Source organism: Croceitalea dokdonensis DOKDO 023 (assembly GCF_001306415.1).
GTDB lineage: Bacteria > Bacteroidota > Bacteroidia > Flavobacteriales > Flavobacteriaceae > Croceitalea > Croceitalea dokdonensis.
In genome coordinates this window covers 177594-200665 of record NZ_LDJX01000007.1, presented here as the reverse complement: position 1 = coordinate 200665, position 23072 = coordinate 177594, and the positions used below count along the sequence as shown (strand labels likewise).

Genomic DNA, 23072 nt, shown 5'->3' with positions numbered 1-23072 from the left:
GTACAGGGTAGTCCTTAGGTCTAATCCTGCTATTATTGTATCAGTTAGTAATTTACAACAAAATAGACCATGCCACCCACCAACTCCAATTTTCAAAATTATTTTAAGTTGCTCTTTGTATTACTGTTATGTTTTAGCTGCAAAGAGAATCAAAAAGAACAAACAGCAAAGACGGAAGCGGTTTTAGAGCTACCTGAAAAACCAAACATCCTTTGGTTGGTCACAGAAGACATGGGTGCCTATTTGCCCATGTTTGGCGATTCTACCATAGCCACACCCAATCTGTCTAAATTGGCTCAAGAGGGTGTTGTTTACCCCAACTTATTCTCCACCTCCGGGGTTTGCGCGCCAAGTAGGGCAGCGATTGCCACTGGTATGTACCCATCGAGCATCGGCGCCAACCATATGCGTACAACTTCGTATACGGAGGTTACGGGCTTGCCTAAATATGGTGCCGTACCCCCACCTGAGGTGAAAATGATTAGCGAACTTTTACGAAGCGAAGGGTATTATTGCACCAACAACTATAAAACCGATTATCAGTTTAAGGCTCCCATGACCGCCTGGGATGAGAGTAGCCCCTATGCCCATTGGAGAAATCGAGAAAAAGACCAACCGTTCTTCTCTGTGGTGAACTTTACCGAGACCCACGAATCTGGGTTATTTGAACCCTATGGCTTTAGGGAAATTGAAACCAGACACTACCATTCGGGCAATCGGGATTATAAGTGGGAAAACTTTGGTGGCTCTCATGCCAAAAACAGAATGGTGGAGCAAGAAACACCTATTCACCTGCCAAAAGACACCAAATTTGATATTCCCCCATATTTGCCTGACACTCTAAAAGTTCGTCGCGATATGTGGAAACTATACAACAATATTGCAGAAATGGACAGGCAGTTAGGTGCCGTTCTAAATCAATTGGAAGAGGACGGGCTTTTGGAAAACACCATTATTTTCTTTTACGGAGATCACGGCGGGCCGCTGCCCAGGCAGAAGCGGTTAATTTATGATTCAGGATTGAACACCCCAATGATCGTACGTTTTCCCAATAAATGGAAGGCGGGCACCGTGGATAATCAGTTGGTCAGTTTTGTTGATTTTGCGCCGACACTAATTTCCCTAACGGGAACAAACCCGCCAGACTATCTGCAAGGACAAGCATTTTTGGGGGAATTTAAGTCTAAGGAAGAGCGGAAATACGTTCATGCGGCCGCAGACCGTTTTGATGGCTATACCGATGCCATACGTGCCGTGCGTGACAAACGGTTTAAGTACATTAGAAATTACCGTCCGGAACAAGGTTATTATTTACCCATTGATTACCGAGAGAAAATACCCACCATGCAAGAATTGCTTCGATTGCGGGATGCTGGAGAGCTGGATAGCATACAATTACAATGGTTTAGGAAAACCAAAGACCCCGAAGAATTATTTGATTGTGTAAACGACCCCCACGAACTTCATAATTTGGCCAATGATCCAACATATGCCGCGAAGCTCCAGGAACTTCAAACCGAAATGGACCGTTGGATAGCTGAAATTGGTGACCAACCCAACTTACCGGAAGAGGAGCTGCTCAACCAATTGTGGAAAGGTGCCAAATCACAGCCAATAACAGTAACACCGAACATCAGTATCCAAGGAAACAAAGTAAGTGTCAACTGTTCTACAGCGGGTGCGTCTATTGGCTATAAAATTATTAATGAGGGTAACGAACCTGAAAGTTGGAAAGTCTATGATGGTCCCTTTAGCTTGCCGAAAGAAGGCCAAATTCAAGTAATGGCCCACAGAATAGGGTTTAAACCTAGTGAAACCGTTACGCTAGACTTTTAACCTTTTACCAAAAGGGTAGTGGTTTTTAAATCCTCAGCCCTTGAGGAAGAACCCACAGATATGGTAAACGTACCGGGTTCCACTACTTTTTTAAGGTCGGTGTTCAAAATAGAAAGTTCATCAAAACCCAAATCAAATGAGACCATCTTGGTTTCGCCAGGTTCTAGCGTAATCCGTTCAAAGCCTTTGAGCAATTTCATATACCTACCAACAGAAGCAAAATCATCGCGTACGTAGAGCTGTACCACCTCATCGCCAGTAACTTGGCCTGAGTTGGTCACATCTATGGAAACGGTGGTTTTGCCGTCAACAGCAATATCACTTTGCGCTAATCTTGGTGCACTGAAAGAGAAGGTGGTATAGCTCAATCCATATCCAAAAGGGAAAAGTGGCGATTTGTCACTGTCTTTGTACAACCCTTTTCCAGAGCCAATAAAATCGGGGCGTTCCAAATAGGTCACTGGTAGTTGGCCTACGGAACGCGGAAAGGAAACCGTTAACTTTCCACCAGGATTCACATCGCCAAATAGCGCATCGGCAATGGCATCACCGGAGTGCATTCCCAAATACCAAGTTTCCAATATGGAAGGGATGTTTTCCGCAATATAGTTGATGGTCAATGGTCTACCGTTGATCAATACCACAATAACAGGTTTACCAGTTTTATGAATGGCTTCTACCAACTCGTTCTGCACGCCGTACAAATCCAAATTGGAACGGTCTACGCCTTCACCGCCGGTTTTTCGCGAGCCTCCAACTACTAAAACGACGGCATCGGATTTTTTGGCTGCTGCAATAGCTTCTGAAAAACCCTCTTTGGAATTGCTCAACAAATCACAGCCTTTGGCATAGTTGATTTTGATGTCATCGCCGACTTTGTTTTGAATCCCCTCCAATGCAGATACATAATAAGGGGGCAGTCCAGAGTAACCGCCCAATAGAGAGTAGGTGCCTTTCTCAGGCCTTTCTTCGGTTGCATTGGGGCCAATAACCGCCAAGGAAGAAATCTTGGACTTATCCAAAGGCAGTAGCTTGTTTTCATTTTTTAATAGGATGATGGCCTTCTGGGCAATTTCATAGGCGAAATCTTGATGTTCTTTTTTACCAACATCAACAGTCTTGGGGTCAATCTCTTTTGGTTCTGTATCAAATAAACCTAATTTATATTTTGCGGTTAGAATACGTGATGTTGCTTTATCAATATACTTTACCAATTCAGGGTTTTTTGTCAGCGTATCCAATAATACGCTTGAATGATATGATGATAAATCAACACTCTTGCCAATGACCAGGTCCATATCAACACCAGCTTTAAGTCCTAATATAGCAGACTCAGTTCTTGATTCGGAAATAAAGTGCATTGTTTCCAAACGTGCAACATCATTATTATCGGAAACTATAAAACCGTCGAAACCTAGTTCATCTCGTAAAATATCCTTTAGCAACCACGTATTCATATGGTTAGGCACACCATTGTAATCTTGATGGCCGGGCATAACGGAACCTACTTTTGCTTCCTTTATTGCCGCTTCAAAAGGTGGCAGATAAACTTCTCGTAAACGACGCTCGGACATATCACTAAAACCACCGTTGATACCGCGGCGGTTTTCTGGATAGCCAATAAAATGCTTGGCCGTGGCCATAACATGATTCTCATCATATTGCTCATCACCAGTGCCTTGTAAACCCTCGATAAATGCAACCCCCATTCTAGACACAAGATAAGGGTCTTCGCCGTAAGACTCTTCAACCCTGCCATATCTTGGGTCTCCGGAAATCACATCCAAATTAGGGGAATAACAGTGTGTAACTCCTAAGGCACGTGCTTCTAGTGCTGTTTGGGAAGCCATTTTTTTAATTAGCTCAGGCTCCCAAGTAGAACCAGCGGCGATAGCCTGTGGGTAAACCGTTGTATTGCCATAGTAATCCAATACTAGCCACATCCCATGTAATGCTTCTGCATACTTCATATACGGAATGCCCAAACGCTCATTGGCCGGAGCGTCCTGGGTCATTTCTGCAATTTTTTCCTCAAGGGTCATTTTAGACACCAAATCCGCAACTTTTGCCTGTATTTCCTCATCCTGATCATCAATTGCTTCGGTTGTTTTTGTTTTGCATCCACCTAGTATAATGGCAGTGAGGCAAAAAAGGAGAAATCTATGTTTCATTGTTTTATTTTTCATCGGTAGGTTCTTCAAAATCCCGAATCCCGGGAACTATTTTAATTTTCACTTCTTCTTTATCTTTTGGCCACCTTAAAACCATGAGTTTTTGTGTTACGGGGTTCCATACCAGATTTTGCGGGTCAAAGTCTTTCGGGCATTTGTAAACCTCAAGCCCCGCATTTTTAATGGGATTTTGAAAAAGAACCACATCGTCATCAATCACTATTGAAAATCCATCTGGATAATGCCTATTGGCTCCGATAAAAAGAGTTGAGGTACCCTTGCCATTATCTGGTTTAATTGTGACATCCAACGTTCTCGTAGCATGGTTGAACAAAAAGGATTGAATATCTCCGGCAATGGTTTGCGGATATGGCCTTGCGATTATATCGGTAATGTATTTTCGCTCTACCGTGCCCGCCGCTTGTTTATCACTAAAAATAGCCCAAGTTGAAGGGCCACCGGGCAAGAAATTCTGCATGCTACGATTACCCAAAAACCATGCTTTAATGGTACCTACGCCCATTTGGTCAAACACTTCCGCGGTACGTATATAAAGCTCGCGATACGCCAATTGACCAAGTTTCCCCGATATCGTGGTATCTGTAACCGCAAAGGTGGGAAAACCCCATTCCCCTATTAAAATTGGGGCATTCAACAAATCGGACTCTTTATCAAAACGGTCCATGACCGGCTTGATAAAGTCAATTTTATCCTGATAAATATGTGGAGCAAATACAAGGTTTTCTCGATGTATCGGTGTCTTGACCTCAGCATATTGATTGTTGTCAATACCCTCGCCCTTATTCATAAAAATGGACTGTACCAATACTTTTTTACTAGGGTTGATGTTATGACAGGCATCTATAATTTTTTGATACAGCGGAATAAGGTAATCTGCGGTAAGATTGTCATAGGAAATGTCCATGGTCAATTTCCGGGGTTCGTTCACAATGTCGTAACCGAGGACCGTAGGTTCTGCTGCGTAGCGTTTCCAGATAACTTGCCAAGCCTCTATATAGGTCTGGTGTTCATTTTGTTGGTTTTGCCAAAAATCTTCCCAAACAAAACTATCTACCCCATAAACCGTCATCTTAAAAACGGTTTTCATACCAGCATTTTTGCCGAGGGCAACCAAAGTATCCAGCTTTTTAAGATACCCCGCTTCCAATTGTCCGCCGGGGAAATTGCTTAGCTTACCAAGCTCCAATCTAATGACCTGGGCATTGGCTCCCAAGCGTACCATTCTCAGGTAATCATCTGCATCAAAAAAGACCTCTCCTTTATGGTCATTCGTGTTGACGACAAAACCCCGGGGAATAACATGGCGGCCCTGTATGTCCCTCAGGCCGTGTTTTATCTGGGACAAACCCATGGAACACATCAAAAGGAATATCATGGTTGATAGGACTGTCGGTATATTAAAATCCTTCATAGGCTCAAGATAAAAGGAGCGGAATTAAAAGGTATCCTGTGGTATCTAGTGGCTACACCTATTTTTACCTGCCTCATAGAAGTGTACCATGCCCATAAAAAAATGGGGCAAACCTAAGTTCACCCCATTCAAACTAAACTAAAAACCGATGTTCCATTTTTCCTAACGTAAAGTGGAACCGTCGTCCTTACTTATCTATACCCATTATTGGTTGGATCGGACTCCAACAAATTTGGATTTTGCTCCAGCTCCTGCAACGGAATGGGCAGTTTTACGTGCCATGGCCTGATATTGATATTCGGTTCCCAGAAACGATATTCCAAGTTCTGTACCACATCCAATAAAATACCCCATCTGATCAAATCATATCTGCGGTGTGCCTCGGCGGCCAATTCCCATTTACGTTCGTCATAAATAGCTTCTCGGAAACCTTGTTGGTCCAGGCCTGTCAAATCCCATTCTGCCTGTGTGGCATAAGCGCGTTGACGTATTGGGTTTAAGTACTGGAAAGCGCCATTGGGGCCGTTCAATTCATTCTCACACTCAGCTGCCATTAGGTAGACATCCCCCATACGGAAGACCATTCTATTGTCCTCATGGTTAAAACGTGGTGACGTGGCTAGGTCTAAATTCCAGAATTTTGCCATGTAAGGAAAATTGAGTTCGAACCCTAAGTAGTTATCTACAATGTTAAGGGGTCTTCTTAAATCGTTTAATGGAAATTTCTCTGCAAAATCTTTTGCGGCGACTTGCAGTCCTGTACCATTAAAAGCCTCGCCCCGTGCCCTTAAAGCATCACCTAGAGCACCTCTTTCGTCTGAATTGGCAGGTTCATCCCTTAAACGTGGATTGAACATACTAGGTCTCCAGCTGTTGTTTCCAGCAAAGGACCTACCGGGAAAAGCTGGGTCAAAAATGCCCTCAATATCCCGTGCAAAGTCCAAGGACCAAATGATTTCGGCATTGTATTCATTAGCTGGATCAAAAACCTCCGCATAGGTAGGTAATAATACATGGGGAGATTCATTAATGATTTCCAAGCACTTGTTTAACCCTGCTTGCCAGTTTTGTTGTTTCATATAGATTTTGGCCTCAATAATTGCCGCGGCCCATCTAGAAGCCCTACCCCTTTGGTCATCTGGATATTCCGATGGCAAAATGGACTGTGCAAACTGCAAATCCTCCAAAACCCCTGCGATGATTGTAGCCTCTGGCGTTCTTCCCAGAACACGCACCTCATCAAGGGTTAATGCCTCTGTATAATATGGTGCATCCCCCCATAGATTGGTTATGTGCCAGTAACTTAACGCCCTTAAAAATCTTGATTCCGCAATAACTTCCGTCCTAACATTTTCCGTGATATCTTCATTATCCGTTACCCGGTCAATAATAAAATTGGAGTTAAATATAACCCTATAGAGGTCCTTCCACGTATCGGAAACACTCATTTTTTGAACTGAAACATCCGCTATGGCCTCATTTAAGGAATAATTACCAATAGGCTCCACAAAGTTGGCAGGACGATTGGGTTCTATAATATCGGCACCATTATCATAAAAATGATCAAGGCCTACCTGACCATAGATGGAATTGTTCTTTAAAATGGCGTAAGTACCCTGGATTGCTTGTCGCGCATCATTGTCAGATGCAAAAAAGGTCTCCGGAGCAATTAGTGCCCTTGGGTCCTCTTCCAAGAAATCTTCACAACCAAGAAACGCGAAAAGTACTAGGGTGAATAAGAATATTTTCGTTGTTTTCATATCTATTTTTTTAAAAAGTTACGTTTAGCCCAAGGGTGATAATTCTAGGGTTGGGATATTGCCCGTCCAAGAATCCTAGTGCAATATTACCAAATTGGTTATTCCCTTCGTTAAAGTTATTGGCCTCAGGCTCAATTAACCTAGTCTTGGAAAACAACAACAAGTTAGCACCGGATACATATACCGTAGCGTTTTTTACTCCCTTAAATATATCGTTGGCCGGAAAGTTATAGGCCAATCGTACCGTTTTGAGTCTAATATGCGAACCATCTTCCACATACTCTGAATTAATTGGTGTATTTGTAACGGAGTCTGAACCTGCCCTAGGCACGTTGGAATTTGGGTTATCGGGTGTCCACCTATCTCTTAAGTCTCCAAACTTCACGGTTTCGGCACGATTAAAATAGTGGTTTCGCATTCTTAGATTAAATACCTCATTACCTGTGGTACCTTGAAAAAAGAAAGTAAAATCAAAATTCTTGTATGAAAATGAGTTTTCGAGACCAAAAATCAAATCGGGAAAAGGACTTCCAAGCACCACGTTGTCCTCTGTTGACGCAATACCATCACCATTTAAATCTTGGAAACGAGGTCCACCAACTACCTGTGGGTCCGTTCTGCCCGATGCATCAATTTCTTCTTGGCTTTTCCAGGTACCCAAGTAATTTAATCCGGTGAAGACCGGAACTGACTCACCAACGATCAATCGTGTATTACCGGAACCTATAATAGGATCCACCACAAGGTCTATAAATGGTTGGCCCCCTAAATCCAAAATTTCATTTTTATTCCGTGCCAAGGTCAACGTAGAATTCCAGGTAAAGTCGCTGTTAGAGATATTGGTAGAATTGATCAATAGTTCCCACCCTCTATTCGCAAGTGAACCAACATTTTGCAACTGACTCGTAAAACCAGTTTGTCTAGGTATGGTCACGTCCAATAAAAGATCGTTGGTCTCTTTTTGGTAATAGTTGAACTCCGTAAAGATTCTACCCCCAAACAAGGATGCCTCTATGGCTATATCCAAAGAGGAGGTGGTTTCCCATTGTAGGTTTGGGTTTGCAGGTCTACCTAAAGTTAGGCCTGGCACTTCTGCGCCGTTAAGTGTTGTATTTGCCTCTGTTAACAGTCCTAATGTCCTGTAAGGTCCTATAGCTTGGTTACCGGAGCGCCCCCAACTGGCCCTTAACTTTAAATCAGAGAAAACACTCTGGTCTTGCATAAAATCCTCTTCGCTGATTTTCCATGCTCCTGCTACCGATGGATAGAATTCATACTTGTTTCCAGGAGCAAAAACAGAACTACCATCACTTCTTCCCACTAAGGTTAACAGGTACTTATTTTTGTAGTCATAGTTGATCCTTCCGAAAAAGGAAGCAATCTGGAAGGCATTAAAATCACTACTTACAACGGACCTAATGGGGTCTGAATTGCCTAGATTGTTAAATCCTGTTGCGTCACTGGTAATTCCAAAAGCCTCTGCCTCCGTGATTTCATTGGTAATCTTCTGGAAGGAAGCACCCGCAAGCACTGTTAAGCCATGATTTTCATCAATGTCCGTTTGGTACTGTATGGTGTTTTCATTGTTGATGTTGACACCGGCAACGGTCCTTACGCTTGCATTTCCGCCATCAGTGATACCAACAGCAAGATTTCCGGGCAACTGACTGGAATTAAACCTATTGCGCTTGGTATTATTAAATTCTGGGCTAAAGGTAGACCGAATCGTCCAACCTGGGGCGGGACGGTATTCCAAATACGCGGTAGCCAATAGATTGTTGGTAAAGGTCTCGTTGGTGTTCAGCTCAAAATTCGCCAGAGGATTGTTAAATGGCGCACCGACCACGTCATTAAAGCCGTTAAAGGTACCATCATCATTGAATGCAGGCTGTGTTCTTAGCGTACCAAAAAAATTGCCCGCAAAACTGGTAAGCCCATTATTGTTTTTAATTCTAGAGTAATTGATACGGAAACCTGCCTTTAAGTTATCATTAAGGTCGATATCTAAATTAGAACGAAAAATGAATTTTTCTATTCCTGTGCTCTTTACGATACCCTCTTGGTTAAAATAATTAAAAGAATTGTAATAGTTCACATTTTCGGCGGAGCCCGCAATGGATATATCCACATTGTGAATTGGCGCTGCTCCGGTAGTTAAACCCACCCAATCATTGTCCGGATAGGTAGATGGGTCATCTGGGAAAGGAATTGCCACCCCTCTAAAGGTATTATGTTCATTAGTAAAGGCAATTTGTTCTTCCCGGGTTAAAATATCAGGGAGTTCTGGTAGCATTTGCATACTGGTAAACGTATTTACGCTCACTTGAGGTTTACCCGGTCTACCACGTCCACTTTTGGTAGTGACCAAAACAACCCCATTAGCTCCCCTTGAACCATAGATGGCAATGGAGGAGGCATCTTTTAATATTTCCAAGGATTGAATATCGTTGGGGTTAATGTTGTTTAAATTGAAATTGGTGCCTACTACAATACCATCAATGACAAAAAGCGGTTCATTGCTACCCGTGATGGAGTTACCACCCCTTACCCTAATTGCGGTTCCCGCACCTGGGGCACCACTGGATTGTGTAACCTGGACACCAGCGGCCCTACCTTGTAGCACCTGGTCCACCCTAGATGTTGGAATCTGGGTAATCTCTTCTGAACTTACAGATGCTACAGAGCCCGTTAAATCCGATTTCCTCTGGGTACCATAACCTATGACCACCACCTCGTCCAGTTTATTACCGGCTTCTAAAATGACATTGATCTGGGTTTGGCTACCTACGGTGATTTCCTGTTGGGTATACCCGATATAGGTAACCAACAAAACATCTTCAGGTGCCGCTTCAATACTGAAATTACCATCAAAATCTGTTGACACCCCCCTCGTGGTGCCTTTGACCACAACAGAAGCGCCCGGCAAAGGCCCATCAGCATCAGAAACCGTTCCTGATACCGTTTGTTGGGCAGAGGCTACCAAACTGCCCATGGCCATAAGCCATACCAGCAGGAATTTGCTCAGGCCCATTTTTTTTGAAGTTCGAATTGTTTTTTTCATAAGGTCGTTATTTTAGTTCTTGTAGAGGAAAAGTATAGGGAAGCCCTAAAGATGCCATCCTGTGCTGTACTGTCCTGTTTTAATCAAAAAAGCGAGATTTCCGTTGATTACAGGGCATTCATAAAGTTTTTCATATCCTAAAATTTTAACATTTAATACGGTAATTTCGTAAATTATAATGCCCGAGATTTTGAAGTTCCTATTTTTCCAAATTCCGATACCCCTATGTACACCATTTCAGTTGAGAATTATTGGGCATATTCCAATGGGACACCCCTCATGTGAATTAGGCAATCACAGGACCTGGTATTAGCATTTTACTGAATTGGCAATAATGCCAAGCCATTTAAGGAAAAAGGGCTGCCTAAACAGCATATCTTGGGCTTAAACCATCTGGTCATCACTGTCATTTGTGTCATACATCACATCGGAACCCATAAACCCATTGCAATAGGTTTATCCGAGAACTTGCGAACCAAGTTGTGTAAGATGAGGTAATGAAATCTTAGCTACGGTATTTGTAGGCAATAGCCTTGTGCAACGGCCATAAACAAGTCAACATAACACAAAATCAGTAATCAGTTCCCCACTGGCTCTGTTACCGGTACATCAGCTTTGGTTGTCCGTGATTTTTGCTCTACGAAATAGGGTTGGAAGGTGTATTGGGAATCAACATCCCATTTGGCGTTAGTACTGGGAAGGTTTTCACTTAACGAAAGCAGTACCTCTTTATAAGAGTTATCAGCAGCCAGGTTATGGAACTCATTTGGGTCCGTCTTATGGTCATACAATTCCTCACCGCCATCTTCATACCTGATATATCTATACCTTTTGGTTTTTACCGTATGGTTGTTCATCCCAAATGTAGTTATGGCCACGGAAGCATGTTCAAGCTTTTTACCCTGTATCAACGGAACCAGACTGCTCCCTTCATTACTATCGTTAGTAGGCAAACCACATATCTCTAATAAAGTAGGGTATATGGACAACAGTTCTACAGGCTCCTCTACTATACGCCCATTAGGGAGCTTTGGCCCGGCAAATACCAAGGGAACTTTGGTAGCCGTATTCCAAAGTGCATGTTTGGCAAAAGTTCCTTTTTCACCAAGGCGATACCCGTGATCGGACCATAGTACAATGACGGTATTATCTGCATAATCACTATTGTTCAGTTGGTCCAATAACCTCCCTATTTCATAATCCACAAAACTGATACAGGCCAAATAAGCCTGAATAATCTTAGGCCATTCCCCGCTTGAAATTGCCCATTCCGTTGAAGGCATCATGGGTAAATCATTTATTTTATGTGCAACTGGGGGAACATCCTTTAAATCGTCTTTTAAATAAGGCATTGTTTTGATGCTGTCCAATGGATATAAATCAAACCATTTTTGGGGCACATAGAGGGGAACATGCACCCTCAAAAAGCCAACGCCCATAAAGAAGGGTTGATCATAGGTTCTGTTCAACCGTTCTATGGCCCAATTCACGGATTGATGGTCTGGCATCAGCGAATCTGCCTCGGGAAAAGCGCCCCAGTCTGTGCTTGTCTTTCCATAGTTTTTTCTATCCGATGTACCAAAACCGTCCCACACAAAGCGCTCTTTTGGCAAGGGACCAAACCCTTTTACCCGGCCACCGGATTCATCAAAAAGACCATCGGGCGCATGATGATGAAACAATTTGCCAATACCCATGGTATGGTAGCCATTCTTTTTAAAATACTCAGGTAATAGCACTACATTTTTTTTGTCCGTAGGGTGGTTGGAGCCTATCTTTTCGTCGGGAATCATGCCATAAATACCTGTAGTTGAAGGTCTTAACCCAGTCATAAGTGAGGCTCTGGACGGACCACAAAGAGGCGCTTGGCAATGGGCGTCATTAAACTGTACCCCCATGGCTGCCAATTTATCAAGATTTGGGGTTATGGCAGGACCGCCATAACTGCCTAACATTGTATTTAAATCGTCCACGGCAATAAACAGCACGTTGGGAGTTTTTATCGCAGCAGCGTCAGAGGTTGTTTTGTTTTTACACCCCATGGCCAAGAGCAAAAGACATATGGCCGAAATAATCTTTTTACAATTCACGTTATAACTATTTTTCTTTCCAGTCTTCCTGTATCATTTGTTTTAGCCTTGCCACAATTTCTGGCCGTTCCTCCGCTAAATTTTGCTGTTCCGTAGGATCTTTAAAAATATGGTATAGTTTTACGGTTTCGTCTGGTTGGTTTTCTGCGTCCGGTAAGATGAGTTTGTAAGGGTTGGTCATCGCCATACGGTAAAACAGGCTTCCTTCAAGGGTGTTAAAATCATGGGCATAGATTTCACCAAAAATAGCCTCCCTATTATTTAGGGCCTCTTTATCAAGAATATCAATACCGTCCATCCCCGCTGGAATATCCATATCCAACAAATTCAAGACCGTAGGCACCATGTCCAAACTGCTGGTGAGGTTTACGGTATCCCTGAACGGCATTATTTTGCCCTTCCATTTGTACATGATAGGGGTCCGAAGGCCATAATCATAAGGGGAACGTTTAGAATTTTTATTATAGGTGGCATTATCCAGATTCTGTACCCATCCATTATCGCATACGTAGACAAACAAAGTGTTTTCCGTCTCCCCCTTCTCCTCAATATAATCCATGAGTTGACCACAAGTTTGATCAAACCACTCGCACATGGCCCAATATTTGGCCACATATTCCGTAGGTGCCTTTGGAAGGTATTTTTGCAAAAGACTATCTGGTGGGGTATGCGGGGAATGTGGTAAAAATGGTGCATACCACATAAAAAAGGGCTTCTTTTTCTCCAGGGCCAAATCTATATAATTGTAAAGGGTGTCCATTCCTTGACGGCCAATTTCAAGACCGTAGTCCCCGTGTCTTCCACCCCTTTCTGGGTCGCCATGGGTCATCCCATAATCAAAACCACCATTTTTATAATTGCCCAACCACCATTTACCGGTTTGAAAAGATAGGTATCCCTTTTCCTTTAGCAGTTTTGGCAAGGTCTGCAAAGTGTTAAAATGCTTAATCACCGTATCATAATTCTTGGGGCGCCAAGAAGAACGCCATGAGGGTTTTACACTTTTATCATCACCGGGCAAAACCCGATCGTTGCCCAAGACCATATGCCTTCTAGGGTATACCCCTGTAATGATGGATGCCAAAGAAGGGGAACAAAGTGATGTTGGCACGTACCCCCTGTCAAAGGTTAAGCCCTCACTGGCCAATTTATCCAAGTTGGGCGTTTTAATGACTTCATGCCCCATAAAACCATAATCTGTCCAAGCTTGATCATCAGACAGAATAAAAACAATATTGGGTAATTTTTGCTGCGTTTTAACGGACTCCTTTTCCTTGGGAGACTCCTTGCAGGCACAAAAGTTCAACAAAAAGATAAGGATTGCGCAGCCGATGGTGTAAGTTCTCATAATAGGCAGTTTTAATCTAGGTTTGCTTGGATGGAGTAGGTACCAGCCGAAACCTGAAACGTGAGTGTATTTTCTGTTTTGTCCGTTGAACTTACTATATTAAGCTGTTCCATGCCCTGGCCATTGACCAATACACTTTCCTTCTCCCGAGTGGGAATGGAAATAACCCCAGTAGTGTTTGAGGGAACCTCAGCCTCTAAATAAAAAGTATCTCCGTTGATGTGCCAAGAGGATCTAACAACACCATAAGGCGAATCATAAGTGGCCCCCGCAGAGGTGAGACCACCACCGGGCAATGGGGCAATACGAATTTTTTTATATCCCGGTTCCAGCGGTTGAATTCCCGCAATACGCTCATACATCCATTCCCCAACGGCTCCGTAAGCATAATGATTAAGGCTGTTCATGGATTCTGGGTTATAGCCTTCTAACCTGCTATAACTATTCCAACGTTCCCACATGGTGGTAGCACCTTGGTTAATGCTGTAGAACCAAGAGGGATAGGTTTCCTTCATCAATATCCCATACATCAAATCGGTTTCGCCCATGGCATCCAAGACCCGAGGTAACAGCGGTGTGCCCAAAAATCCCGTTCTCAAATGATTGTCCGCTTCGCTAATGGTAGTTATCAAATGTCCTTTTGCTTTTTCCTCAATGGCATCGGACAGCAACTCAAAGTCCAGTGCCAACAAATAGCCCGTTTGGGTGGCTGTGCCATTTTTGATTTTTCCCTCCGCATCAAAAAACTCATTTTCAAAAGCTTTGGCAACCTCCTTATAAAGATTGTGGTAGCTGGTAGCTTCTTGTGTCTTACCCAATACCTCTGCTGCTTTTGAGGTGAGGTTGGCGGCATGTGCAAAGAATGCCGTACCAATTAAGTTTTTGGAGGTATCCCCCCTTTTTCTGCTGTCTTCTGATTGAAAAGGCTGTAACCAGTCCCCAAAGGAGTTCATATCCGAAATGAGTTCCGCTGTTTGTGTTTCATGATAGGCCACCCAATTTTTCATCATCTGATAATTTTCTGACAATACGGTGGTATCACCCGTCCTCCGGTACAAATCCCAAGGAATAATAACGGCCGCATCTCCCCATCCAGAACTTGCCCTGTCATTTTTTAACACATCGGGAGCTACAAAAGGCACCCCGCCATTTTTGAATTGTGACTCCCTGAGCGTTTGCAGCCAACTGGCCCAAAAAGAGTACACCTTGGCATTGAACATGGAAGTGGGGGCAAATACCTGGGCATCACCCGTCCAACCCAAACGTTCATCCCTTTGGGGACAATCTGTAGGAATATCAAAAAAATTGCCGCGCAACCCCCAAACTATATTGTTTTGGAGTTGATTGAGCTTGTCATGGGAGGAAGTAAAGGTTCCGTTAGCATCAAAATCAGAATACTGCACAAGGCCGCTTACCCAATCTTTGTCGGGTGTTTTGGTAGCATCAAACCCACTGAGTTCTACGTACTGAAAACCGTGGAAGGTAAACGTAGGGTTCCAATCTATAAGCCCATCCTTTGATGCAATATAATAATCCGTTGATTTTGCAGACCGATAGTTGTCCGTGTAGAACGTACCATCTGGATCCAGCATTTCTGAGAACCTAATCTTTAAGGTATCCCCTTTCTTCATGGGCACTCTAAGTTTGGGAACCCCTACCATATTCTGCTCCAAATTAAAAATAACGGCCTTACCTTCCTTGGGTTTAATGATACTTTGGGTAGGCAACACTAATTTATTCCTAACGGCATGATGTCTTTTAGGAACGATTGCTATTTTGGGTGAGATAGGCATGGTTTCCACTTTGGACCAATTATCAGCATTGAATTTTGGCGAGGCCCATCCCGGTAGTTCCATATTGGCGTCATAAATTTCACCATCATAGATTTCCGAAAAACGGATGGGACCCTTTGTTGTCCCGGTCCAAGTACCATCCGAAACAATTTGTTCTACGCTCCCGTCCGCATATAGCACCTTTAATTGCGCCAACAGTTTTGGAGAGCCGTTGGATCCCCAAATCATTTTGTTCCATAACATTCTACCAAAATGCCAGCCAGAGGCAAGTTGAAATCCTAGGGTGTTTTCCCCTTCCTGTACAAGATCGGTAACATCATAGGTCATGGATTCTATTCGCTTATCGTATGGGGTCCATCCAGGTGCCATAACATCATCGCTAATAGCTTTTCCGTTTATTTTTCCTGTAAAAACCCCTTTAGCGGTAACATAAAGTTTGGCTTCAGCAACTTGGGTTTTCAACTCAAAATCCTTTCTCAGCAGCTGTGGGGTATGGATACTAATATTGTTGCGGCCTTTTATACTGTCCTTTTTGGTATCTAGCCCTATCCATTGTGCACCCCAATCGGAATTTCGCAACAAGCCCAATTCCATAAATGCCGTATCGCTCCATTGGGAAGCGGAACCATTACCATCCCAAAATTGCACCTGCCAAAATACTTTATCCCTGGAGGATAATGGCTTGGCTCCATACGGAACGTATAGTGACCTATCGGAGACTACCTTGCCTGAGTCCCAGAGGTCTGGGGAATTTGGCAAAAGTTCTGGTTTGGAGGCAACCACAATTCTATAGGCACTTTGAACCTTAATTTTTTGGGGCAGCTTCCATGAAAATACCGGCGTATCATCATAAAAGCCAATGGGGTCTTTAAAGCCCTCGTTTAAGCTTAAATCCAAAGGTTTTTCTAGGCTACCGGCATCGGTGCAGCCCCCCAACAGCAATATACTTCCTAAAATGGCAAGCTGCAGTACCATAAATATCCTGTGGTGTCCTGCACCATTATTTTTTTTCATATTCACTTTTTAAGTTAGGATACATTAGAATCCTTCCATGGTAAATATCTCAAGTTTATTAAAGTTTTACCCATACGGCATCCTGTTGTATGGGGCTTGATTTTATTTCGCATAAAAGAGTGGCGGCAATTCATGGCCATTCTTGGGCACACTGCCCAGCCCAATCTTGCCAAACTCCTTATTTTATGATTTCCATTGGATGGTTTAAACCATTTATATTTTATCTTGTCTAAGGATTGTATGGTCAAAGACCGATTTTTAAATGGAAACAAAACACGTACAACATCTGTTTCATAGGGCAGGTTTTGGAATACTACCGAGCAAGTTACTGTCCCTTTCTAAAATGAGTAGAAAAAATGTTGTAACGGGCTTAGTTCCCAAAACCAAGAAATTCCAAAAATTACAGCTGGAACTAAGCGGTATGGAAGCTATGGTGAAAGACGCCACCAAGGGCAGGCTATCCAAACCCCAACGTAAGGAACTACAGAGGCTGAGCCGGGAAAAACTCAAAGAATACAATGCTGCTTGGATACATCGGTTAGTACATACACAGGAACCGTTTCGGGAAAAAATGACGCTTTTTTGGGCCAATATTTTTGTGTGCAGGGACAATCATATCTTTCATGCGCAACAGTTTAACAATATCTTGAGGGAACATGCCCTGGGTCATTTGGGCGATTTTTTAAAGGCCGTGGCCAAAGCGCCCTCCATGAGTAAATATTTAAACAATAGGCAAAATATAAAGGAAAAGCCCAATGAAAACTTTGCACGGGAGCTCTTAGAGCTGTTTACTTTAGGCGAGGGCAACTATTCCGAACAAGATATCAAAGAAGCGGCAAGGGCTTTTTCAGGTTGGTCCTTTAGGCCAAATGGCGATTTTTACCTCAGGCAAAAAAAACATGACTATGGCAGTAAAACCTTTTTGGGAGAACGCGGGAATTTTGATGGGGATGACATCATTAATATTATCTTGAAACAACCGCAATGTGCCCGATATATCTGCAAGAAAGTGTACCGGTATTTTGTACATCCAGAAATCAATGAAGACCATCTAAAAGAAATGGAAGGAGTATTTTATGGGAGTTATGATATAGCTAAACTGATGCAACATGTTTTTATGTCCGATTGGTTTTATGAAAAGGAACAACATGGCTCCAAGATTAAATCCCCCATTGAACTTTTGGTTGGCATACAAAAAATTGTCCCTATCCATTTTATGAAGAAAAAGCAACAACTTTACCTACAACGTATCATGGGACAGGTCTTACTGTATCCACCCAATGTTGCCGGATGGAAGCAAAACCGGAATTGGATAGATGGTAACACCCTGTTATTTAGGATGAAGTTGGCATCTGTGCTGCTCAATGATGCCGTGATACAAGTGAGTGAAAAAGGTGAATTTGAGGATTCTTTTGAAGCCTACTATGCCAATACCCGCAAACGAGGAAAAAAATTGAATATAGAACGGGACTGGAGCATATTCTCACAAGAGTATGTGTCATTGGATAGGCAAAGCTTAAGGAGTTACCTGATACAAGCCCAAATTGACAAAGACACCCTATTGTTCTTGGACACCCTAACACAATTGGAGAATAAAGAATACATGGTACAGTTAATGTCCATACCAGAATATCAACTCTGTTAGCATTGGGCTTATGAAAAGAAGAAAATTCATTCAACAAAGTAGTTTGGCCAGTGGTGCCCTTTTTGTACCACATTTCCTAAAGGCGGTTGAAAAAGATGGTACAGCGCTAACGGGCACTTCGGAAAAACGGCTAGTTATCATACAACTATCCGGGGGCAATGATGGACTAAATACCATTATACCCTACACCAATGATATATACTACCGTAGCCGACCTAAAATAGCGATACCATCAACAGACGTCCTAAAGGTAACGGACAACTTGGGCTTCCATACCAGCCTAAAACCCTTAATGGGATTGTACGACAAGGGATACCTTACCATTTTAAATAACGTAGGCTATCCAAATCCGGATCGGTCCCACTTTAGGTCCACGGATATTTGGCACACAGCAAGCAAGAGCAATGAATATTTGACCACAGGTTGGATCGGCCGCTATCTAGAAGAATATGGTAAAAAGGCCTTTACAGCCATTGAAGTGGATGACAGTTTGAGCCTTATGTTAAAGGGCGAACATACCAACGGTATTGCCACTAAAAATGCAAAATTGCTGTTTAACAACGTTAATACCCCTTACTTTAAAAAAATACTCAATAAACAAACGGACCAACATTTAAGCGAACATAACCTGGGGTATCTCTACAAGACCATGATTGAAGCGCGGTCTTCTGCCAAATACATTTATGAAACCTCTAGGACTACCCAGTCAAAAAAGGATTACCCAGACAATCCATTTGGCAAACAACTAAAAACCACTGCGGAATTCATCAATTCCGGTCTGGCCACTAAGGTATATTACGTTTCTATGGGAGGTTTTGACACACATGCCAACCAATTGGGCGCGCAATCCAGATTACTGGAAATTTACGGTAAGGCAATGGCTATCTTTTTGGATGATCTGGAACAAAATGGTTCGCTTGATGACACCATTATTATGACCTTTTCTGAATTTGGGAGGCGAGTTGGTGAAAATGCATCCAAGGGAACAGATCATGGCACGGCCAATCAAGTTTTTATCATGGGCAGCCAATTAAAAAAGGCGGGGTTCTACAATCAAGGTCCAGACCTTCTAACACTGGACAATAATCAAGATTTAACCTACACCGTTGATTTTCGTTCCATTTATGCCACTTTATTGGAGCGTTGGTTGGGCGTGCCACAAGAAAACATATTACGGTCTTCCTTTACAACGCTAGACTTTATTTAACACAGGATGATATGGGAGGGCACCGTCCTTTCCCCGCCCTATCTTTATTGATATTACCAAGGGAAGCCCACATGGATTTCTGTTCTCAACGCGCATGGCACTAAGCACATACCTTGGCATAACAGCATGGTATAAAGCACTTAACCTTAAAAAATCACAACTTTTAAGCAAGGTTAAATTCAGACAGGGTAGGGTACGCCATCAACGGCTATGCCAAGCCATCCCGTTATGTATAAATCCATGAAGGATGTAAAGTAATAAAGATGGATAAAAACCTACGCACAAATGTGTACTTTTAGCTACTTTAAAAGGGTGTTTTTGTTCGCCATCAAACATAACAACTGTAGGAGTCCACTTTACATTTGGGCCATTATTTCAAAACGCACCCGTTGGATATCACATAATTAAGACTTCAAGACTAACGCTCATTTATGAAAAACTTATTACCACGCTTTTTAGAATACGTTAAGGTAGACACACAGAGTGATGAACGCTTTAACACCACACCAAGTACTAAAAAACAATGGGATTTGGCCAAAAAATTGGTCCAGCACTTGCATATTATCGGCATGCAGGAAGTCTCCATTGACGAGAACGCCTACATCATGGCAACACTTCCCAGCAACGTGGACAAAGAGGTACCCACCATTGGTTTTATTTCACATTTTGATACCACCCCAGATTTTACGGGTAGAAATGTAAAACCACAAGTGGTTAAAAATTACGATGGAGGCAGCATTGTGCTTAATAAAGAAAAAAACATTACCCTGTCCCCGGATTATTTTAAAGAATTGACCAACTACGAGGGACAGACCCTAATTACTACAGATGGGACTACCCTTTTAGGGGCTGATGACAAAGCGGGTATTGCAGAAATTATGACCGCCATGGAATATTTGATACAGCACCCAGATATAAAACATGGCACCATAAGAGTAGCTTTCACCCCAGATGAAGAAATTGGGCGAGGTGCCCATAAGTTCAATGTAGAAAAATTTGGTGCCCAATGGGCGTATACCGTGGATGGGAGCCAACTTGGCGAACTAGAGTACGAAAATTTCAATGCGGCAACGGCCACCATCACCTTTAAGGGCAAAAGCGTACACCCTGGATTCGCGAAACACAAATTGGTCAATGCCATTGGTCTGGCAAATGAATTTTTAAACCTCTTGCCCAACAATGAAAAACCAGAACATACTGAGGATAGGGAGGGTTTTTTTCATGTTCACCACATCACCGGAGAAATTGAACATGCAGAAATTGCACTGATTATCAGGGACCATGATTTAGAACACTTTAATGCAAGAAAAGCCTTGCTTACGGCCATTTCTGAAAAAATCAACAAACAATTTCCGGAAAGTGTACAAGTAATCATAAAAGACCAATATTATAATATGAAGGAAAAAATCCTTCCGAACTTTCATATTGTGGAGATTGCCGAAGAGGCCATGAAACAGTTGGGCATTACACCCATCATTAAAGCAATCCGAGGTGGGACAGATGGGTCCCAATTGAGCTTCATGGGGTTGCCCTGTCCCAATATCTTTGCCGGCGGCCATAACTTTCATGGCAAATATGAATATATACCTCTGGAAAGTATGGAACAAGCAACACTTACCATCGTAAAAATATGTGAGTTAACAGCGCAACGATTTTAACATTATAGTAGCATTGCTAATTAGCGTATACTATTTATTTTTTGCTGATGCACTTGTTTTTGCTAAATTCCATGAGCATCTAAAACAATCCTAAGGCCTTATTCCCATGAGTACGCTAGAAAAGGTTACCTCCTATTATGAAAAGGAACACCCCTTTAAGGAAGGGATTACCATCCTAAGAAAATTAGCAAAAGAGACTGACCTTAAAGAAGACTACAAATGGCAGTTCCCAACCTATACACTGCACGGAAAAAACGTTTTCTCCATTTGCAGGTTCAAGAAACATTTTGGTGTCTGGTTTTTTAAAGGGGTGCTTCTCAATGATAGGGACAACGTTTTGGTGAACGCACAAAAAGGCAAGACCAAGGAGATGAGGCATTGGAAATTTAAATCTAACCAAGAAATTAACACAGCTTTGGTTAGGGAATATTTTATGGAGGCTATCCTTAACCAACAACAGGGCAAAACAACGGTAGCAAAAATCCCTGAAGCCATAGTCGTTCCCCAACTGCTTGCAGCTGCACTGCGGCAGGACCCCTCCTTGCAAAAGGCATTTTACCAATTAACGACCTCTAAACAAAGAGCGTATGCGCTTTATATCCATGATGCTAAGCGGGAAAACACCAAACTCAACCGGCTCCAAAAAATAATTCCCATGATAAAAAAGGGTTTAGGGCTCAGCGATAAGTACCGTTAAAACTATCTTGGCAGCTTCCATCCGTTGTGATAGGTAGGTGCCAATAATTGATTGGCTTTGGCATTATCAAACTTCCCCGCTTCTGCATCCCAATAAATTCTGGTACCCGTTTTAAAGGCCACATTGCCCATATGGCAAACCAAGGCAGTGTTATAACCCACCTCTATGGGTGCATTTAAGATAGCGGAGTTCCTTGTCTTTACGCCCTGGATAAAATTAGCGGTGTGCAAATCTAATCCGTTGCCTTCATTATACTGCATGGGAACGGCCTTAATTTTAGGGCCTAGGTTTTTATCCCACCCCTGTCTTTCATTTTCTGGAATAACCTCCCAACCTCCCCTATTTAAGACCAAGGTTCCGTTATTCCCAATGAACGCAATTCCGTGATCCCGTCCATAATTACCGCCATCTATACCGGTAGCATGTTCCCATAAAATGGAATAATTATCATATTCGTACACAGCTTGTAAAGTATCTGGTGCTTCCTGTGCATCATTGGGGTAGGCAAACTTACCGCCAATGGCCATAACAGACTTTGGTGTTTTGGCTTTCATCCCGTAGAGGGCATAATCCATTAAGTGCACGCCCCAATCTGTCATGAGTCCGCCTGCATAATCCCAAAACCATCTAAAATTAAAATGAAAGCGATTGGGGTTAAATTCCCGTTTTGGCGCCGGACCCAACCACATTCCATAGTCTACTCCTTTGGGTACTGGGGCATTTGGCACAACGGGTATGGAACGCATCCAACCTTGATAGGCCCATGCTTTCACCAACCTAACTTGACCTAATTTTCCAGAGTGGACGTAGTTGATGGCATCCACAAAATGTGGCTGGCTACGTTGCCACTGGCCTACCTGCACCATACGATCGCTATTGGTAACCGCCGCCAACATGGCTTTACTTTCCAGAATGGAATTGGCTATGGGCTTTTCACAATAGACATCTTTAGCGGCGGCAACGGCATCTACCAATTGTAAACAATGCCAATGGTCTGGAGTACCTATAATCACCACATCAACATCCTTGTCTTCTAGCAACTCCCGATAATCTTTGTACCATTTGGGTTTCTTTATCTGAGCCTCACCTAAATCTGCCGTTCTTTTGAGCAAAACGTTTTCATCTACATCACATAAGGCCACCACAGTGACTTCACTCATCTTTAAGAATGAAGTCAGATTGCTAAAACCCATCCCCTTGCAACCAATAAGACCTATTTGAATTTTATCGTTTGGACTCACATTTTTGCGCAAACTGGCCAATAGCTCCATAGGAAATAAGCTGGAAGCCACTACCCCTGCGGACGAAAGTGCGGTTCTTCTAATAAATTTTCTCCTGCTCTCCATGATACAAATTGTTA

13 protein-coding genes are annotated in these 23072 nt (G+C 42.7%); 5 read left to right on the top strand and 8 right to left on the bottom strand.

What is annotated here, in order from left to right; translation table 11 throughout:
- Positions 1–69: 69 nt before the first annotated feature.
- A complete protein-coding gene (locus I595_RS14970; RefSeq protein WP_054560251.1) occupies positions 70–1836 on the top strand; it encodes a sulfatase family protein in 1767 nt (588 codons plus the stop codon).
- Here I595_RS14970 and I595_RS14965 read toward each other — a convergent pair.
- The 7 genes from I595_RS14965 to I595_RS14935 form a co-directional block, all read right to left on the bottom strand.
- Complete coding sequence (locus I595_RS14965; protein WP_054560282.1) at positions 1833–4007, bottom strand: beta-xylosidase; 2175 nt, start codon at positions 4005–4007, stop codon at positions 1833–1835. The genes I595_RS14970 and I595_RS14965 overlap by 4 nt on opposite strands.
- A 4-nt stretch (positions 4008–4011) precedes the next feature.
- Entirely contained in the window at positions 4012–5439 is a 1428-nt protein-coding gene (locus I595_RS14960; protein WP_245628303.1) for a cellulase family glycosylhydrolase, read from the bottom strand.
- A gap of 191 nt (positions 5440–5630) precedes the next feature.
- The gene (locus I595_RS14955; protein WP_054560249.1) at positions 5631–7199 is read right to left on the bottom strand and encodes a RagB/SusD family nutrient uptake outer membrane protein; all 1569 of its coding nucleotides are present in this window, start codon (positions 7197–7199) and stop codon (positions 5631–5633) included.
- Between the two features lie 10 nt (positions 7200–7209).
- Positions 7210–10260 (bottom strand): SusC/RagA family TonB-linked outer membrane protein, encoded by a 3051-nt coding sequence (locus I595_RS14950; RefSeq protein WP_245628302.1) that lies wholly within the window; start codon positions 10258–10260, stop codon positions 7210–7212.
- A gap of 578 nt (positions 10261–10838) precedes the next feature.
- On the bottom strand, positions 10839–12350 hold the full coding sequence (locus I595_RS14945) for a sulfatase (protein ID WP_245628301.1): 1512 nt from the start codon (positions 12348–12350) through the stop codon (positions 10839–10841).
- Between the two features lie 7 nt (positions 12351–12357).
- On the bottom strand, positions 12358–13698 hold the full coding sequence (locus I595_RS14940) for a sulfatase family protein (RefSeq protein WP_054560247.1): 1341 nt from the start codon (positions 13696–13698) through the stop codon (positions 12358–12360).
- A gap of 11 nt (positions 13699–13709) precedes the next feature.
- A complete protein-coding gene (locus I595_RS14935; RefSeq protein ID WP_245628300.1) occupies positions 13710–16505 on the bottom strand; it encodes a family 78 glycoside hydrolase catalytic domain in 2796 nt (931 codons plus the stop codon).
- A gap of 262 nt (positions 16506–16767) precedes the next feature.
- Between I595_RS14935 and I595_RS14930 the strand changes: the two genes are divergently transcribed.
- The 4 genes from I595_RS14930 to I595_RS14915 all read left to right on the top strand — a co-directional run bounded on the left by I595_RS14930 (position 16768) and on the right by I595_RS14915 (position 21712).
- Positions 16768–18150: a DUF1800 domain-containing protein gene (locus tag I595_RS14930; protein ID WP_054560246.1), complete on the top strand. Its 1383-nt coding sequence runs from the start codon at positions 16768–16770 to the stop codon at positions 18148–18150.
- A gap of 10 nt (positions 18151–18160) precedes the next feature.
- On the top strand, positions 18161–19357 hold the full coding sequence (locus I595_RS14925; RefSeq protein WP_054560245.1) for a DUF1501 domain-containing protein: 1197 nt from the start codon (positions 18161–18163) through the stop codon (positions 19355–19357).
- A gap of 431 nt (positions 19358–19788) precedes the next feature.
- Complete coding sequence (pepT, locus tag I595_RS14920) at positions 19789–21015, top strand: peptidase T (protein ID WP_054560244.1); 1227 nt, start codon at positions 19789–19791, stop codon at positions 21013–21015.
- Between the two features lie 106 nt (positions 21016–21121).
- Positions 21122–21712: a YdeI/OmpD-associated family protein gene (locus I595_RS14915; RefSeq protein WP_054560243.1), complete on the top strand. Its 591-nt coding sequence runs from the start codon at positions 21122–21124 to the stop codon at positions 21710–21712.
- Between the two features lie 2 nt (positions 21713–21714).
- Here the strand turns inward: I595_RS14915 and I595_RS14910 are convergent, their stop codons facing one another.
- Complete coding sequence (locus tag I595_RS14910; protein ID WP_054560242.1) at positions 21715–23058, bottom strand: Gfo/Idh/MocA family protein; 1344 nt, start codon at positions 23056–23058, stop codon at positions 21715–21717.
- Positions 23059–23072 lie beyond the last annotated feature (14 nt).

Bases quoted from the DNA above. Each gene is read 5' to 3' on its own strand.
- I595_RS14970 (WP_054560251.1), top strand. From the start codon at position 70: ATGCCACCCACCAACTCCAATTTTCAAAATTATTTTAAGTTGCTCTTT.
- I595_RS14965 (WP_054560282.1), bottom strand. From the start codon at position 4,007: ATGAAACATAGATTTCTCCTTTTTTGCCTCACTGCCATTATACTAGGT.
- I595_RS14960 (WP_245628303.1), bottom strand. From the start codon at position 5,439: ATGAAGGATTTTAATATACCGACAGTCCTATCAACCATGATATTCCTT.
- I595_RS14955 (WP_054560249.1), bottom strand. From the start codon at position 7,199: ATGAAAACAACGAAAATATTCTTATTCACCCTAGTACTTTTCGCGTTT.
- I595_RS14950 (WP_245628302.1), bottom strand. From the start codon at position 10,260: ATGAAAAAAACAATTCGAACTTCAAAAAAAATGGGCCTGAGCAAATTC.
- I595_RS14940 (WP_054560247.1), bottom strand. From the start codon at position 13,698: ATGAGAACTTACACCATCGGCTGCGCAATCCTTATCTTTTTGTTGAAC.
- I595_RS14935 (WP_245628300.1), bottom strand. From the start codon at position 16,505: ATGAAAAAAAATAATGGTGCAGGACACCACAGGATATTTATGGTACTG.
- I595_RS14930 (WP_054560246.1), top strand. From the start codon at position 16,768: ATGGAAACAAAACACGTACAACATCTGTTTCATAGGGCAGGTTTTGGA.
- I595_RS14925 (WP_054560245.1), top strand. From the start codon at position 18,161: ATGAAAAGAAGAAAATTCATTCAACAAAGTAGTTTGGCCAGTGGTGCC.
- pepT (WP_054560244.1), top strand. From the start codon at position 19,789: ATGAAAAACTTATTACCACGCTTTTTAGAATACGTTAAGGTAGACACA.
- I595_RS14915 (WP_054560243.1), top strand. From the start codon at position 21,122: ATGAGTACGCTAGAAAAGGTTACCTCCTATTATGAAAAGGAACACCCC.
- I595_RS14910 (WP_054560242.1), bottom strand. From the start codon at position 23,058: ATGGAGAGCAGGAGAAAATTTATTAGAAGAACCGCACTTTCGTCCGCA.